Consider the following 14,224-nt stretch of genomic DNA (forward strand, 5'->3'; position numbering starts at 1 on the left):
GACCCGTCGCACACGGCATTACCGCTTGCGGTGAACGTCGTGCGTCACGAAGCCCGCGTCGTTGACGGGCAGCGCGAGGCCGTCCTTCACTGCGAGCGTCTTGCGGATGTCGTCGAGACCCGCGGACCAATGGTCGCGCATCGTCGACAGACCGAACTGATAGTCCTTGTAGTGATGCTCGTACGCTTTCTGCTGATAGATCAGGTGCTGGATGTTGTACTTCTTCCCGCTCGACATCGCATCAGCCTCGATGCACCACGGGTCGTTCTTGCGCTGCTCCTCCGGCACCTGCTCGAGCACGTGGCGCAGCACGTTGCGGTAGCGCTGTTCGCGCTGCAGCGTGTCGGTGACGAAACGCGTGCGGCTCGAATACTGCACGTCCTTCGTGCGCTCGGCGACGTCGGCCATCGTGCGCGGCAGCGGCCCGCGCGCGCTCCACAGATCGACCTGGAACGCGAGCGTGTCGCGCCGCGGCCGTGCGCGGAGCACTTCCATCAGCGGCGTGTTCGACACGACACCACCGTCCCAGTAATACTCGCCGTCGATCTCGACCGGCGGGAACGCAGGCGGCAGCGCGCCGGACGCCATGAAATGCTCGGGCGCGAGGCGGATACGCGAGTTGTCGAAGTACACGAAGTTGCCGGTGCCGACGTTGACCGCGCCGACCGACACGCGCGTCTCGCCCGAGTTGATCCGGTCGAAGTCGCACAGCTTCAGCAGCGTCGTGCGCAGCGCCGACGTGTCGTACCAGCTGATTTTTTCAGGATGGTCGGACACGCCCGGCAGCGGCGGCGGGAAGCGCGGCGAGAAGAAGCCCTGCTGGCCCTGCATCATCGCGCTCGCGGCCTGCGACGCCGTGAAGAACGTGCGGATCTGGTCGATGCTGTTGAACAGCGCGAATTCGAACGCGGCCGGAATGACGGGAAAGAACGCCGGCTGGCAGATCGTTTCCCAGAATTCGCGCAGGCGCTCGACGCGATGCTCGGGCGCGTTGCCGGCGATCAGCGCGGTGTTGAGCGCGCCGATCGAGATGCCCGCGATCCAGTCGAGCGGAATATCTGCTTCGTGCAGCCCTTCGAACACGCCGGCCTGATACGCGCCGAGCGCGCCGCCGCCCTGCAGGACGAGCGCGATCGTCTCGTACGGCAACGACCGCGCAGCGGTGGGCGCGCCGGCTTCGTGATGCAGGTCCGCCGCATCGACGGCCTGCCTTTCGGTGCGGGCGTGGGGCTTCATTGCATGAACCAGCCGTGGCTGACGATGAACGACTGGCCCGTGAGCGCGGCGCTCGGGAACGCCGACAGGAACAGCACCGTCTGCGCGACATCCTGCACCGTCGTGAACACGCCGTCGACCGTGGCGCCGAGCATCACCTTCTTCACCACTTCCTCTTCGCTGATCCCGAGCTCCTTCGCCTGCTCCGGAATCTGCTTGTCGACCAGCGGCGTGCGCACGAAACCCGGACACACGACATGCGAGCGCACGTTGTGCTTCGCGCCTTCCTTCGCGAGCACGCGTGCCAAACCGAGCAGACCGTGCTTGGCCGTCACGTAGGCCGACTTCAGCGGCGACGCTTCGTGCGAGTGCACCGAACCCATGTAGATCACGACGCCGCCGCGATCGTCCTTGTACATGTGCTTGAGCGCGGCCTTGGTCGTCAGGAACGCGCCGTCGACGTGGATCGCCTGCATCTTCTTCCAGTCGGAGAACGCGTAGTTCTCGATCGGGTTGACGATCTGGATGCCCGCGTTCGACACGAGGATGTCGACCGAGCCGAACGCCTCGGCCACCTTGTCGATGCCGCTGTTCACGGCTTCTTCATTCGTCACGTCCATCGCGACGCCGATCGCCTTGCCGCCCGCCTTGTTGATCTCGTCGGCGACCGCATTCGCGCCGTCCTGGTTCAGGTCGGCGATCGCGACGGCCGCGCCCGCCTTCGCGAGCTCGAGTGCGATTTCCTTGCCGATGCCGCTCGCGGCGCCCGTGACGACTGCGGTCTTGCCATTCAGATTGCTCATTTCGAATTCCCGTGGTGAAAGGTTTGACAGGGAGAAAGGACTGCGGACGTGTTATTGAGCCAGGTAATCGTAGACGACTTCGCCGAGGCCCAGTGTCAAATCTGCGACGATGTGCCGGGCTTCGACGATCTCGAGCACGGGCAGGTCGGCCACGGGCGCGAGGGCATGCGGCGCCAGCTCGAGCGATGCGGGGCCCGTCCACGCGCCCTTCATCTTGATGTCCTGCATGTAGTAGCGCACCAGTTCGCACACGCGTGCGGTGCCATCGACGTGCGGAATGATCTTCAGCAGGAAATTCGGGCCGGCGAGACGCTTCGTCTGCTCGTCGATGTCGAGTTCCTTGTGCTTGTAGCCCATCGTGCCGGTCGCGACGCGCACCTTGCCGTAGTCGAGCGTGCCGAGGAGGTGGTCGGTGTTCACGTGCAGCGTGGGCGACGCGAGCTTCTTCGGGAAGCCCCACAGCTCGCGGCCGCCGGCGATCGGCGGGTGATCGTCGAGATACATCGCGAGCGTGTAGCCGCCCGGCTGGCCGTTGTACTCGACCGGAATCACCTGGCCGCTTTCGGTGTAGTCGCCGAAGCCGGTCGAATCGGCCATGCGAATGAATTCGTAATGTACGAGCGGCTCGGTGACCTGCAGCGGCTCGGGGACAATTTCACGGAGACGGTCGGGATCGGTGCGATACGTGATGATCAGAAACTCACGATCGACGAAACGGTAAGGGCCCATGGGGAAGGCAGGGCTGGTCAACGGCATCGCAAACGCTTTCGATCGGACATCGCTGGGTTTCATGCGGACTCCTTGTTGTTGATCGCTTCGTGGATGAGTGCTCGTAATCGTATGCCTGTGCGTTGCCGTTGTGCGATGCCGCATTTGGAATTAATTGTTGCCGATTTCGAGGAATTCGCGGCGTAAATATTGAGATGAACGGTGCAAACGGCCCGGAAGGCGCCCGGCGGCCCGATGTTCGCATGCGTCGATGACGCCACGATGTGAAAAAGGTGAGCTTTTACAGGATGCCGGGTGAGCCTTTTCGGGAGAAGGTCGCGCGGGAATGTGACAATTGTGTGAACTTGTGTTGCGGTGCAGGCTCTAAGTGCGTTCGCCGCGGCGGGTAGCGCCTGTCGTGCATTCCCGCCGGATTAAGCATCGCTTAAGCGGGCGCCCCCTAGCATCGTCGATGTACGGCCGGACCACCGGTCGAATCTTCACGTCCCACGCAACCGGATTCATGCAGAACCTCAATCTCACCCTGTTTTCCGCCATCAACGCCGGCGCTGCGCCGCATCCCGGCGTTGCCCGTCTTGCCATCTTCGCCGCCGACTGGCTCGTCTATGCGCTGCCCGTGATGCTGCTGCTGACCTGGATCTTCGGCGAGCGCCCGACGCGGCGCCAGGCGATCGAGGCCGGTGTCGGCGTCTGCGTGGCGCTCGCGCTCGCGCAAGTGATCGGGCATTTCTGGTTTTCGCCGCGCCCGTTCATGGCCGGTGTCGGCACGCAACTGATTCCGCATTCGCCGGACAGCTCGTTTCCGAGCGATCACATGACGTTCGCGTGGAGCATGGCAGTCGGCATGCTGCTTGGCCGCACGACGCGCGTGACCGGGTTCGTGATGGCCGCGCTGGCCGTGGTGATCGCTTGGGGGCGTATCTATGCGGGCGTGCACTGGCCGTTCGACATGGCGGGCGGCGTGCTGGTCGGTACGGCGGGCGCGCTGGCGGCACACCTGTACGGGCAGCGCATCACCGCGCCGCTGGAGCGGATCGGCGATGCCGTGCACGCAGTCATGATGGGGCGCGAGCGCGCGCCGTAAGCGGGAAAGGCCGGCGGCCGTCAGCCGGGCGAGCCCGGCGTGCGGGCCGATTCGGCCGATGCGGAAGGACCGCCGCCTGCATCGTGAAGTTCAGGCGTATCGGCCGGGTGCTGCGCGGCGTCGCGCTCGAGGGCGCTTTCCTTCAGGATCGCGCACATCGCGACGAACAGCGCGAGTACGACTGCGGCGAGGCCGCAATAGCCGACGATCTTCAGGTTGCGAAGGAAAGGCGAAGCGTGGCTTTCTTTTGTCATGACCGGGCGCTCCTGGGCGGGCTGCGGCGGCTGTCGCCCGACAGCGGCGTCGCAGACATAGATATATACCAGCCGCGATGCCGATGCCAAGCCCGCCGGTGCGCCGGTGCCACGGTCCCATGCCCGTCCTTCGGACAGGTGCCCGTCGCGTCAGTCTTCCAGCGTTTCGTGTACGCCCGCCGCGCCGCGCTTCCAGTAGGCCGCCGCGCGGATGCGCGACTTGTCGATGCCGCGCTCGCCGGTCAGGTGCTGGCGCACCGCGCGCATCGACTGCGCTTCGCCGGCCGCCCACACGTAGCCTTCGCCGGACGGCGGCAGCGGCAGGTCGCGCACGGCATCCAGCAACGTGTCGCCGCTCGCTGCTTCGGCGCGGAAGCGCCAGATTTCATGCACGTCGGCGCGCGTGTCGAACGAGATCTGCGCGGTACGATCCGCGACTTCGAGGACGACCGCCGCGCGTGCGCCGGCCGGCAATTCCTCGAGACGCCGCGCGACGGCCGGCAGCGCCGTATCGTCGCCGATCAGCAGATGCCAGTCGAAACCGGTCGGGACGACGAACGAACCGCGCGGGCCGCCGATGCCGAGCCATTGACCGACGCGCGCCTGCGCGGCCCACTGCGACGCGGGGCCCGGATGGTTCATCACGAATTCCAGATCCAGTTCACAGGCAGCGCGGTCGAAGCGGCGCGGCGTGAAGTCGCGCGCGACCGGCCTCGGCTCGCCTTCCGGAAACTCGGGGCCGTTCGCACCGAGCGTCGGCATCGCGGGCCGTTCTGCGCCGGGCGGCGGGAAAAACACTTTCACGTGATCGTCGAACGACGCGGATTCGAAATCCGCGAGATCGGGGCCGCCGACGGTGACGCGCAACAGATGCGGCGTCACGGCGTGCACGCGCAGCACCTGGAGCAGGCGGAACTTGAGGGTGTGGCGCACGCGGGTCACGGTGCGCTCGGATGCGTTCTGCATTAATCCGTTCTCCTTGGGTTTTGACGGGGCGGCGCGGGTTACGCGCCGGTGCCGCCTTCGATTTCGGCCGTCGCGCGGCGCATGATCGCCGCGATGCGCCGCTGTTCGTCGGCGTCGGCGGCGCTCTTGTGCAGCAGCGCCCGCTTGAGCGCGAGACGCGCCTCGACGAACTCCGGCAGCCAGCCGGCCTGCGATTCGTCCTGCGCCTCGGTGCCCGCCGATTCCCCGGCGAACGCGCGGCGCATGAATTCCATCTTGCGTGCGAGGTGCGTGAGGCGGGCGAACAGCGTGTCGACACGTTCGCGCTGCGCGTCGAGATGGGCGCGGCCGGTGTCGGTCAGCGCATAGCGCTTGCGGTTGCCTTCCGCCGTCGACGCGACGAAGCCGACTTCTTCGAGATACGTGAGCGCCGGATACACCATGCCGGGGCTCGGGCTGTAGAAACCGTTCGAACGCGTGTCGAGCGCCTTGATCAGCTCGTAGCCGTGGCTCGGTTGCTCGGCGACCAGCGCGAGCAGCAGCAACTGGAGATCGTCGGAGCTGAACTGGCGGCCACGCGGCATGCCGTCGTCGCCGAAATCGCCAAAGCCGCCGCGCCCGCCACGGCCGCCGAACGGGCCGCCGCCACCGAACGAATCGTGGCCGCGGCGGTGGCGGCCGATCGCGTACCAGAGACCGGCGAACCAGTCAGGGCGGGCATGCGCACCTTGCCCGTCGCATCGGGCATGGCCGCGGAAGTGGTTGTGTCGCATGATCGTGTCCTATATATCGGAAAACATATCTAAAGATATATATCGAAAGATAGGTCGTCAAGGGGAATTAATGGGGATGGAGTGAGGGGCGGGTTCGCCTTCGAGATTGTCGGTGTCGACCGACCCGTGACGGACGCCGGCGGGCCGGGTGCGTAAGGGCGGCCCGGCCGGCCGAGGGTGTGCATGCGTCCTGTGCCGGGTTCGGAGCCGTCCGACTGCGCGCATGCGGCGAGCGTGCGAGCCATGACGACCCCGTCCGGGACGAGCGGCACAACAGGCGCTCCCGTTACGGTCATCACGAAAACATCATCCGGTACGTCGGAACGCGGGTTCGCATGATCCCGTCGGCCACCTGCTTAACGGTCGCTTAAGCATCGACGGAACAAGATTCGGCGTATGCGCGTCTGGTGCGGGAGCCGATGCCGGTCACGTGTGTCGATGGCTGGCCGGGTTCGCCCGTCCGGACTGCCGCCCTTAACCCAGAATTTTCCAGAGGCACCCGGCATGATTACTTCTTCCGACCGACCGGCGTTGCGCTGGTTGAACAAGGTTCCGGACGTGACGCTCGCGTTCTGGATCATCAAGATCATGTCGACGACCGTGGGCGAGACCGCCGCGGATTTTCTCGCGGTCAACGCGGGATGGGGGCAGGGCACGACGCGTGCGCTGATGGCCTCGCTGCTCGCCGTCGCGCTGTTCCTGCAGTTGCGCACGCGCCGCTATACGCCATGGGTCTACTGGCTCACGGTCGTGCTCGTCAGCATCGTCGGCACGCAGATTACCGATTTGCTGACGGATGGCCTCGGCGTCAGCCTGTACGTGAGCACCGGCGTGTTCGCGGTCGCGCTCGCGATGATCTTTGCGATCTGGTATCGGATCGAGCGCACGCTATCGATCGAAGCGGTCGTCACGCCGCGCCGCGAGCTGTTCTACTGGGGGGCGATTCTGTGCACGTTCGCGCTCGGCACCGCAGCGGGCGATCTGGCGACCGAAGCGCTCGGCCTGGGTTTCTCGATCGGCGTCGTGTGCTTCGGCGGACTGCTCGCGGCCGTCTACGTTGCGCGCATGCTCGGCGTGAACGCGGTGCTGGCGTTCTGGACCGCATACATCCTGACGCGTCCGTTCGGTGCCGCGCTCGGCGACCTGTTGACGCAATCGCACACGTATGGGGGCGTCGGGATCGGCGCCGCCTGGACCAGCCTGCTGTTCCTGACCGTCATCGTGCTGCTTGTTGCGGTCGCGCAATTCGCCTCCGGAAATCGCGGAGCGTCCGACGCTTCCCAATGAGCTGCGCCCTGTTTTCTTCATCCACGAATCGAGGTTCCCTCATGCGTCATTCGGTTTTTTCGTCACGTCTGTTCGTCACGGTTGCCGTGTGCACCGCGCTGGGCCTGACCGCCGGTTGCTCGAAGCCGGCGGACAGCGCCGCGTCGCCCGCGTCGGCTGCTTCCGCACCCGCGAGCGCGTCGAAGCTCGGCGACCTGTCGCAGTTCCGGACGATCGCCTCCGACGTTGCCGGTCTCGTCGCGAAGGGCGATCTTGCCGCAGGCAAGGCCCGCATCAAGGATCTGGAAGTTGCGTGGGACGGAGCCGAAGCCGGCCTGAAGCCGCGTGCGGCCGACGACTGGCATGTTCTCGACAAGGCGATCGACCGCTCGCTCGCCGCGCTGCGTGCCGATCATCCCGCGCAGGCTGATTGCGCGGCGGCCATGACGGACCTGCTTCACACGTTCGACACGCTGGCAGGTCACAAATAAAAAACGCCGCGCTTTTTTACGTGCCAGCAACGCGCCGGGGTCGTGTGATGAAGCGCGACCACGGCGGGGGAGCATTGATGTTCCATCCCGCAGCATCGGCCTCACGTGACGCGATGTAGCGAGACGGTTCATTCGCACGCCCGTCAGGCACGAATCGCTCGGTGGTCTCATCGTCAAGCATGGGCGAGACGGCTCGTCGCGATACCCGAATGGCGTGCGCTGTACGCCGCCCGATACGTCGGTTGCGGCGCAGACGAGTCGACACGCTTCCCGATGGAACGTCCGGACACTTTTCTTCGCCGGGCGTCATCACTTCTCGGCACCACCCATCGAACGCTTGCGCGTAGCGGGTTGGATCAACATGCATCCGGCCCGCCCCGCTCCGGGCGCAGAGGCAGGCTGCCGCTTTCACGAAAGTGACCGAATCGCCGAAGCGCGGAGACCAACTCTTCCGCCAATCCTGTCGGGAAAGGCCGCCTGTTCTTCAAACCTGAAGCGTGCGGCGAGGGGTGCCGTCGATGCGTTCCGTCAACCTCTCTGGCGGCCAGATTCCGATGGTCGGATGACCGGCGCGATGTCTGCTTTCGCAGCCGCTGCAGCAGCGGTACCGACCCTCGTTTGTCAGCCGGTGACATCGCGAGATATTTACCGTAATGCAGCAATTTCCCGTAATGGATGATGTAATGTGAATTACCAAAACACCGGCGATCATTATTCAAGGTGTGAAAATGATTTAATGGGTGTTCCGTTTCATCAAACTAAATTTCCGCGCCAGCAAAATCCTGAAAATCCGACCTGTAATTCAATGCGCATGTATCCTTGATGGCCAGGCGCTACATGGGTTTGCGGGGAATTGATTGTTCTTCGACCCTATATTTCCAGCCTGAAAACCTGTCGAAAACGTAAAGCATTGCAATATAAAATGCCGGGCTGATTATTCCTGTTGCGACGCTATGATTTATTTGGCAGGATTTTTATCAAGTTGCCGGATTTTAAAACAACAAAGCGGCCGACAATTCAACTGGATGAAATAACGCGCACCGGACGGGCAACGATTTGAAAGGAAGCGGACGAAAAAACAGGTAATGAGGCGGCGAACATTCGACATTGTTCGCGATCAGCGAATCAATCGCTTGCCCGGCAGCGCCGATGCGTCACTCGGGCGATCCGGGCGAATCCGACACGGGGCGGTCATGGCGATACTCAAGAATGATTCTTCCGGAGAAGTGTGCTTGCTCCGCGCGTATCACGTGTTCGGCCGCGATGCCGCGCGCTGCGACACGGTCATCCGGGATGCGTCGGTGTCTCGCGTGCATGCCCATATCCGCTGGGTCGGCGGGCTGTGGGAACTGCACGACCACAGCAGCAACGGCACGTCGGTATCGGGCGTGCGGTTGCGCGACGGCGAGCATGCGGTGCTGCAGCAAGGCGACGTGATCCGGTTCGGCAAGGCGGGCATCGCGCCGTGGCGCATCGATGCGCTCGACGATCCGGCCGATACGCTGTGGCCGATCCGCGGCGCCGCGCATCCGATCGTGCTCGCGCCGCGCCAGATCCTGCCTGCACACGCCGCGCAGCCGGTCACGATCGTCCGGTCGTCGGCCGGAGAATGGCTGTGCGACGACACGCTGCCGCCGCGCGCGCTCCATGACGGCGACGAAGTGTCGACCGGCGATTTCACCTGGCGCCTGGCGCTCGTGCGCAGCGGCTCGACGTTGACGCTGGCGGCGGCGGGCGGTCCTGCCGCGACGCCGCAACTGCTCGAATTCTTCGTCAGCCGGAACGAAGAGCACGTGCGCATGCTGCTGCATGTGCGCGGTGGCGTGGTCGACCTCGGCGAGCGCGCCCATCACTACAGCCTCGTCACGCTTGCCCGCGCGCGCTCGGCCGACATGCAGGCCGGCTACGACGCGGCCACGCAAGGCTGGATCGAACTCGACCGGCTGGCCCGCATGCTCGGCATCGATCCGTCTCATCTCAACGTGCAGATTCACCGCGCGCGCAGCCAGTTCGCGGCGCTGCCCGGGCTGGACGCGAGCCAGCTCGTCGAGCGCCGGCGCGGCAGCGTCCGCTTCGGCGATTTCCCGTTCCGCATCGTGCGTGGCGAGCACCTCGAATGCCAGTCGGTGCCGGGCGCAGAGCCGCGTATCGGCGTGCATCGCGTGGCGCCGAACCCGGTCGCCCACTACTCGTGAACGCGGGGGAGCCGGCCGGGTTGCCGATCGTGTCCGGCGCACTGGTCGCGCCGGACACGCCCGGGCCGCATCGGGCCGCCGCGCCTTTTGCGGAACTGGCCGGCCAGCGGCGCTACCGGATCGGGCCGCTGCTCGGCGAGGGCGGTAACGGCGTGGTGTTTCGCGCGACCTGCGACGAGACGGGACGAGACGTCGCGATCAAGCTGATGCGCGACGATGCCGCGCGAACCGCGGCGGAGCGCGCGCGCCAGCGTACGCGTTTCCGGCGCGAGACGCGCCTGTGCGAGGCGCTGCGGCATCCGAACATCGTGGCGTTGCTGGACAAGGGGGAAGCGCCCGACGGGCGGCTGTTCGCGGTATTCGAATTCGTGCAGGGCCGGACGCTGCGCGATCGGCTCGCGGCGGAGGGGCCGCTGTCGGCCGTCGAGACGGGCCGGCTGATGGCGGAGGTGCTCGACGCGCTGGCGGCCGCGCATCGGCGCGGCATCGTGCATCGGGATCTGAAGCCGCAGAACATCCTGATCACGACGGACGACGACGGGCCGCACGCGAAGCTGCTCGACTTCGGCATCGGCGCATTGCTGCCCGGTACGGACGGCATCGCGCACCAGACCGCGACGCGGGCGACCGAAGTGATCGGCACGCCGCAATACTGCGCGCCCGAGCAGTTGCGCAACGAGACGCCGACGCCCGGAAGCGATCTGTATGCGTGGGGGCTGGTGGTGCTCGAGTGCCTGACCGGCGCTGTCGTGATGCAGGGCGCGAGCGTGGCCGACATTCTCTATCAGCAGCTCAGCCCGGGGGATGTCGCGCTTCCGCCGTCGATCGCGTCGCATTCGCTCGGCCCGGTGCTGCGGCGTGCGCTGAGCAAGGATCCGACGCAGCGCGCCGCATCGGCCGACGAACTCGCGGAGCAGTTTCGCGCGCTCAACTTCGCGGCGCTCGTCGGCCGGCTCGATGCCGGCCGCACGGACCAGGATGCAGGTCCGCGTCCGTTCGCGCCGCACGACGGCACGAACGGAACGGTCGGCGAGTACCGGCAGGTCACGACGCTGTGCTGTTGCGTGACGATTGCCGGAGCGGGCCGGCAACACCCGGCCGACGCCGATCACGGCGAATGGCTCGACGGCTACGCGGCGCAATGGCTGACGACGTGCGCGGATATCGCGATCGGCTATGGCGCGCACGCCGGCGGACGGCTCGGCGACACGCTGCTGTTCCACTTCGGACTGCGAGGCGATATCGATCGGCCGGCGCGCCGTGCGGCGCGTGCGGCGCTCGACATGGTGCGGGTGGCCGAGCGCGCCCGGTTGCCCGCACCGGCGGCCGACGACAGCGCAAGCTGGCGCGTCGAGGTGGCCGCCGCGATTCACGTCGGGCGGGTTCTCGCCGATGCGTCGCGCCTGCCGGACGCATCGACGTCCGCCGTTGCGTCGCGGCTGCTGCGGCTTGCCGGGCCCGGGCAGATTCTGATCAGCGACGATGCGCGGCGCGCGCTCGAACGGCATGCCGACCATCGACCGACGTCGTTGCGGCTGGCGCGGGCGGGTTTCGGCGCGCAGCCGGTGCACGAATTGCTCGGCGAGCGCCGCGCCGATACGCCGTTCGATTCGCTCGACGCCAGCACGAGCGTGCCGATGGTCGGCCGCGTACGCGAGCTGGACGCACTGCTGCGCGGGTGGCAGGACACGCTCGCGCGACATCGTCGCGTGACGCGCGGCGAGCATGCGCCGTGGAGCGTGCCGTGGCTCGTCGTCGGCGACGCGGGGCTCGGCAAGTCGCGCCTCGTGCACGCGCTGTGCGAAGCGGTTCGGGCGCGCGGCCACGCGTTCGCGTATTGCGGGTGCCTGCCCGAACGGGTGAATCATGCGCTGTTTCCGATCCTGCGATTCATCGCTGCGCATTGGCACATCGACGCCGATTTCCCGGGCGGTTTCACGCTCGCGGCGATCGACGCGATGATCGCGCCGCTCGAATGCGATCATGCGGCGGCCCGAATCGCACTCGCGAGCTGGCTTGGGCTGCCCTGCGATACGAAGGGGGTCCAGTGGTCGAGCGCACGCGAGCGGCACCTGCTGTTTGACGTTCTGGAGCAACTGATCGCGTCGCTCGGCAGCGGCGCCCCGGTGCTGCTCGTCGTCGAGGACGTACAGTGGATCGACCGCTCGACGGAGGCGTTTCTCGCGTACCTGCAGCGCTCGCCGCGCGCCGCGGCGCTCGGCATCGTGCTCACGTCGCGCCCCGACAAGCTCGGGCGCTGGCGCGGCGCGGCCGAACGCCTGGCGTTGCGCCGCCTGCCGCGCGACGACGCGCGGCGGCTGGTCGCGGCGTGTCTCGGCCAGGGCGCGCCCGATCCGGCGTGGCTCGACCACCTCGCGCAACGCACGGCCGGTATCCCGCTGTTCATCGAGGCCGTCGCGCGCGAGCTCGCGATGAGCGGCGCGGACGGTCCGCTCGCGGGCCGGGAGGCGACGGACCCTTGCCCGATTCCGGTCAGTCTCGGCGCCATGCTCGATCTCGCGCTCGACCGGATCGACGGCGCGCGCGACACCGCGCAGCTTGCCGCAACCATCGGCGTCGAGGTGGATGCGCAACTGCTCGCCGACGCCTCGCCGCACGATCGCGCCACGCTCGACGCACATCTGCGGCTGCTGGTCGACGAGCGGATCATGTACGCGCAACATCGTCGCGATCGCGTGTTCTATACGTTCCGCCACGCGTTGATTCGCGATGCGGCCTACGCATCGATGCAGCCTGCCATGCGGCGCGACAACCATGCGCGCGTGGACCGGGCGCTGGTCACGGATGCCGATCGTCGGGCCTGCTCACAGGCGTTCCGTATCGTCGGGCCCGATGCCCGGCCGGGCGCTTTCGCTGCAGCGATCGCCCGCTGCATCGGCGCGACGCGCCGCGCGATTTCCGGCCATGTGTCGGTACGCGACGGCGTTATCCGGTTCGGGCGGAACCCGGCCGGCACACCCGGCCGCGCGGCGAACCGGAGTTGAAGCAGACATTGCGGTTGCCGTGCGTCGCCGGGCGACTGCAGATGCGCGACAACCGTGTCGCAGGGTGTCGACCGAGGTGCGCCGCTGCCGCATGAGCGGCCGGTTCATCCGCGAATTCCGGCCGTCGACGGGGAGATCCCGACATGGCGGCCGAGAACACCACGAGCTGGCGATCCGGCTGCCGTGCCGGACCACCGGCCGGATTCGCCGCGGAGCTGAAGCCTAGAACCGCGTGCTGAAACCGACCCGCGCGATCGACTGCAGCGCGCTGCTCGACGCGCCGTTCGCGTCCATCACGCCGTTGATCTGCGCGTTGCTGCCGTGGCCCGTGCGCTGATGCACGCCTGCGACGTACACCATCGTGCGCTTCGACAGCCAGTACTGCACGGCCGCCAGGATCTGATGCGCATGTGCGTTGTCGAGCGTGTCGTTGCCCTTCATGTACGTGTACGACGCGCCGATGACCCACTCGGGCGCCGGCCGCCATGCCGCGCCGGCTTCCGCCGACCACACGCCCGCGCCGTTCTGCGCGTTGTGCACGGTGGTCACGAGCGCCTTCCCCGTGACCGTGCCGACGGTGTAATGCACGCCCGCGCCCCAGTTGCGCACGCTGGTGGCCGGCATCCCGCCGGCTGCGCCGTACTTCTGGTTCGTATAGGCCGCGCCCGCGCCGAACGGGCCGTTGTCATAGCTCGCGCCGATGCTGACCGTGTTGTTCGCGCCGGCCGAGCCCGCGACGTTCCCGAAGCCGTACAGCGCGCCGAAGGTCAGGCCCGACAGCGACGGGCTCGTGTACTTGACGGCATTCGCGACGCGATTGCTGCCCGCGACGCGATCCCAGTCGAAGGCGCCGGTCGGGTTGTTCGGCAACGCGAGCTTGTCGAACGGCCCGTTGCGGAAGCCGTACAGGCCGACGAGATCCTGCGCGATCTCGTTGCCGCTGGCGGCCAGCGAATCGACCATGAACTCGTACTGGGTGCCGAGCGTCAGCGTGCCGTACCGGTCGTTCTGCAGCCCGACATAGGCCGTGCGCGCGAACAGCCCGCCGCCGATGATCGACCCGTTGCCGAGCGAATACTGGTTGACGAGCCGGAAGATCGCGCGCGTGCCCGCGCCGAGATCTTCCTTGCCTTCGAAACCGAGCAGGTTCGGGAAGAAAATGTTGTCGTCGAATTTCGGATTGCCGTGGCCGCCTTCGTTGCTGACATAGCTGATACCGGCATCCATCAGCCCGAACATCGTCACGCTGCTTTGCGCGAACGATACGGCCGGGATCGCACAGGCGGCGAGCGCCAGAATGGTCTTTTTCGTCATCTCCAGGGTGCTCCTCACATGTTTCCGATCGAGTCGGATATTTTTAATTGGACTACTGATTGAAACGGCTGAACCCGGACCGACGGGAAGCCGGTTCGGGTGCAACCGAAGGGAACGGTATGGCGCGCGAGGGTTCGGCAGCGCTTGCCG

The 14,224-nt window shown here is 66.6% G+C and carries 11 protein-coding genes and 1 pseudogene; 5 read left to right on the forward strand and 7 right to left on the reverse strand.

Annotated elements, in window-relative coordinates:
- Window positions 1-18 precede the first annotated feature (18 nt).
- From BBJ41_RS28090 to BBJ41_RS28100, 3 genes are read right to left on the reverse strand one after another with little or no spacing between them, the layout of a single operon-like run.
- The gene (locus BBJ41_RS28090; protein WP_069749465.1) at window positions 19-1,236 is read right to left on the reverse strand and encodes a patatin-like phospholipase family protein; all 1,218 of its coding nucleotides are present in this window, start codon (window positions 1,234-1,236) and stop codon (window positions 19-21) included.
- The gene (locus tag BBJ41_RS28095; protein ID WP_069749466.1) at window positions 1,233-2,018 is read right to left on the reverse strand and encodes a 3-hydroxybutyrate dehydrogenase; all 786 of its coding nucleotides are present in this window, start codon (window positions 2,016-2,018) and stop codon (window positions 1,233-1,235) included. The genes BBJ41_RS28090 and BBJ41_RS28095 overlap by 4 nt, the downstream gene beginning before the upstream one ends.
- A gap of 51 nt (window positions 2,019-2,069) precedes the next feature.
- Window positions 2,070-2,810, reverse strand: a complete 741-nt coding sequence (locus BBJ41_RS28100; protein ID WP_021157498.1) for an acetoacetate decarboxylase — start codon at window positions 2,808-2,810, stop codon at window positions 2,070-2,072.
- A 439-nt stretch (window positions 2,811-3,249) separates the two neighbouring features.
- On the opposite strand from BBJ41_RS28100, the gene BBJ41_RS28105 reads away from it, so the two are divergent.
- Window positions 3,250-3,831 carry an undecaprenyl-diphosphatase gene (locus BBJ41_RS28105; RefSeq protein WP_069749467.1) on the forward strand — a complete coding sequence of 194 codons (582 nt, stop codon included), beginning with the start codon at window positions 3,250-3,252 and terminating at the stop codon, window positions 3,829-3,831.
- Window positions 3,832-3,851: 20 nt separating this feature from the next.
- Here the strand turns inward: BBJ41_RS28105 and BBJ41_RS28110 are convergent, their stop codons facing one another.
- The 3 genes from BBJ41_RS28110 to BBJ41_RS28120 all read right to left on the reverse strand — a co-directional run bounded on the left by BBJ41_RS28110 (window position 3,852) and on the right by BBJ41_RS28120 (window position 5,803).
- A complete protein-coding gene (locus tag BBJ41_RS28110) occupies window positions 3,852-4,085 on the reverse strand; it encodes a hypothetical protein (protein ID WP_069749468.1) in 234 nt (77 codons plus the stop codon).
- A gap of 150 nt (window positions 4,086-4,235) precedes the next feature.
- A complete protein-coding gene (locus tag BBJ41_RS28115) occupies window positions 4,236-5,051 on the reverse strand; it encodes a siderophore-interacting protein (protein ID WP_069749469.1) in 816 nt (271 codons plus the stop codon).
- A 38-nt stretch (window positions 5,052-5,089) separates the two neighbouring features.
- Entirely contained in the window at window positions 5,090-5,803 is a 714-nt protein-coding gene (locus BBJ41_RS28120; RefSeq protein WP_069749470.1) for a PadR family transcriptional regulator, read from the reverse strand.
- A gap of 504 nt (window positions 5,804-6,307) precedes the next feature.
- On the opposite strand from BBJ41_RS28120, the gene BBJ41_RS28125 reads away from it, so the two are divergent.
- The 4 genes and pseudogenes from BBJ41_RS28125 to BBJ41_RS28140 form a co-directional block, all read left to right on the forward strand.
- Window positions 6,308-7,090 (forward strand): COG4705 family protein, encoded by a 783-nt coding sequence (locus tag BBJ41_RS28125; RefSeq protein ID WP_069749471.1) that lies wholly within the window; start codon window positions 6,308-6,310, stop codon window positions 7,088-7,090.
- A gap of 41 nt (window positions 7,091-7,131) precedes the next feature.
- Entirely contained in the window at window positions 7,132-7,560 is a 429-nt protein-coding gene (locus BBJ41_RS28130; protein ID WP_069749472.1) for a hypothetical protein, read from the forward strand.
- A gap of 1,193 nt (window positions 7,561-8,753) precedes the next feature.
- Entirely contained in the window at window positions 8,754-9,755 is a 1,002-nt protein-coding gene (locus BBJ41_RS28135) for an FHA domain-containing protein (protein ID WP_069749473.1), read from the forward strand.
- Window positions 9,752-12,718: pseudogene (locus BBJ41_RS28140) on the forward strand (TOMM system kinase/cyclase fusion protein); the annotation flags it as partial. The gene BBJ41_RS28135 and the pseudogene BBJ41_RS28140, both read left to right, overlap by 4 nt.
- 264 nt (window positions 12,719-12,982) lie before the next feature.
- On the opposite strand, the gene BBJ41_RS28145 reads toward BBJ41_RS28140, so the two are convergent.
- Window positions 12,983-14,074: a porin gene (locus BBJ41_RS28145; protein WP_069749474.1), complete on the reverse strand. Its 1,092-nt coding sequence runs from the start codon at window positions 14,072-14,074 to the stop codon at window positions 12,983-12,985.
- Between the last annotated feature and the right edge of the window lie 150 nt (window positions 14,075-14,224).

It is taken from the genome of Burkholderia stabilis (genome assembly GCF_001742165.1).
GTDB lineage: Bacteria > Pseudomonadota > Gammaproteobacteria > Burkholderiales > Burkholderiaceae > Burkholderia > Burkholderia stabilis.

Bases quoted from the DNA above. Each gene is read 5' to 3' on its own strand.
- BBJ41_RS28110 (WP_069749468.1), bottom strand. From the start codon at position 4,085: ATGACAAAAGAAAGCCACGCTTCGCCTTTCCTTCGCAACCTGAAGATC.
- BBJ41_RS28125 (WP_069749471.1), top strand. From the start codon at position 6,308: ATGATTACTTCTTCCGACCGACCGGCGTTGCGCTGGTTGAACAAGGTT.
- BBJ41_RS28145 (WP_069749474.1), bottom strand. From the start codon at position 14,074: ATGACGAAAAAGACCATTCTGGCGCTCGCCGCCTGTGCGATCCCGGCC.
- BBJ41_RS28105 (WP_069749467.1), top strand. From the start codon at position 3,250: ATGCAGAACCTCAATCTCACCCTGTTTTCCGCCATCAACGCCGGCGCT.
- BBJ41_RS28115 (WP_069749469.1), bottom strand. From the start codon at position 5,051: ATGCAGAACGCATCCGAGCGCACCGTGACCCGCGTGCGCCACACCCTC.
- BBJ41_RS28095 (WP_069749466.1), bottom strand. From the start codon at position 2,018: ATGAGCAATCTGAATGGCAAGACCGCAGTCGTCACGGGCGCCGCGAGC.
- BBJ41_RS28130 (WP_069749472.1), top strand. From the start codon at position 7,132: ATGCGTCATTCGGTTTTTTCGTCACGTCTGTTCGTCACGGTTGCCGTG.
- BBJ41_RS28100 (WP_021157498.1), bottom strand. From the start codon at position 2,810: ATGAAACCCAGCGATGTCCGATCGAAAGCGTTTGCGATGCCGTTGACC.
- BBJ41_RS28135 (WP_069749473.1), top strand. From the start codon at position 8,754: ATGGCGATACTCAAGAATGATTCTTCCGGAGAAGTGTGCTTGCTCCGC.
- BBJ41_RS28120 (WP_069749470.1), bottom strand. From the start codon at position 5,803: ATGCGACACAACCACTTCCGCGGCCATGCCCGATGCGACGGGCAAGGT.
- BBJ41_RS28090 (WP_069749465.1), bottom strand. From the start codon at position 1,236: ATGAAGCCCCACGCCCGCACCGAAAGGCAGGCCGTCGATGCGGCGGAC.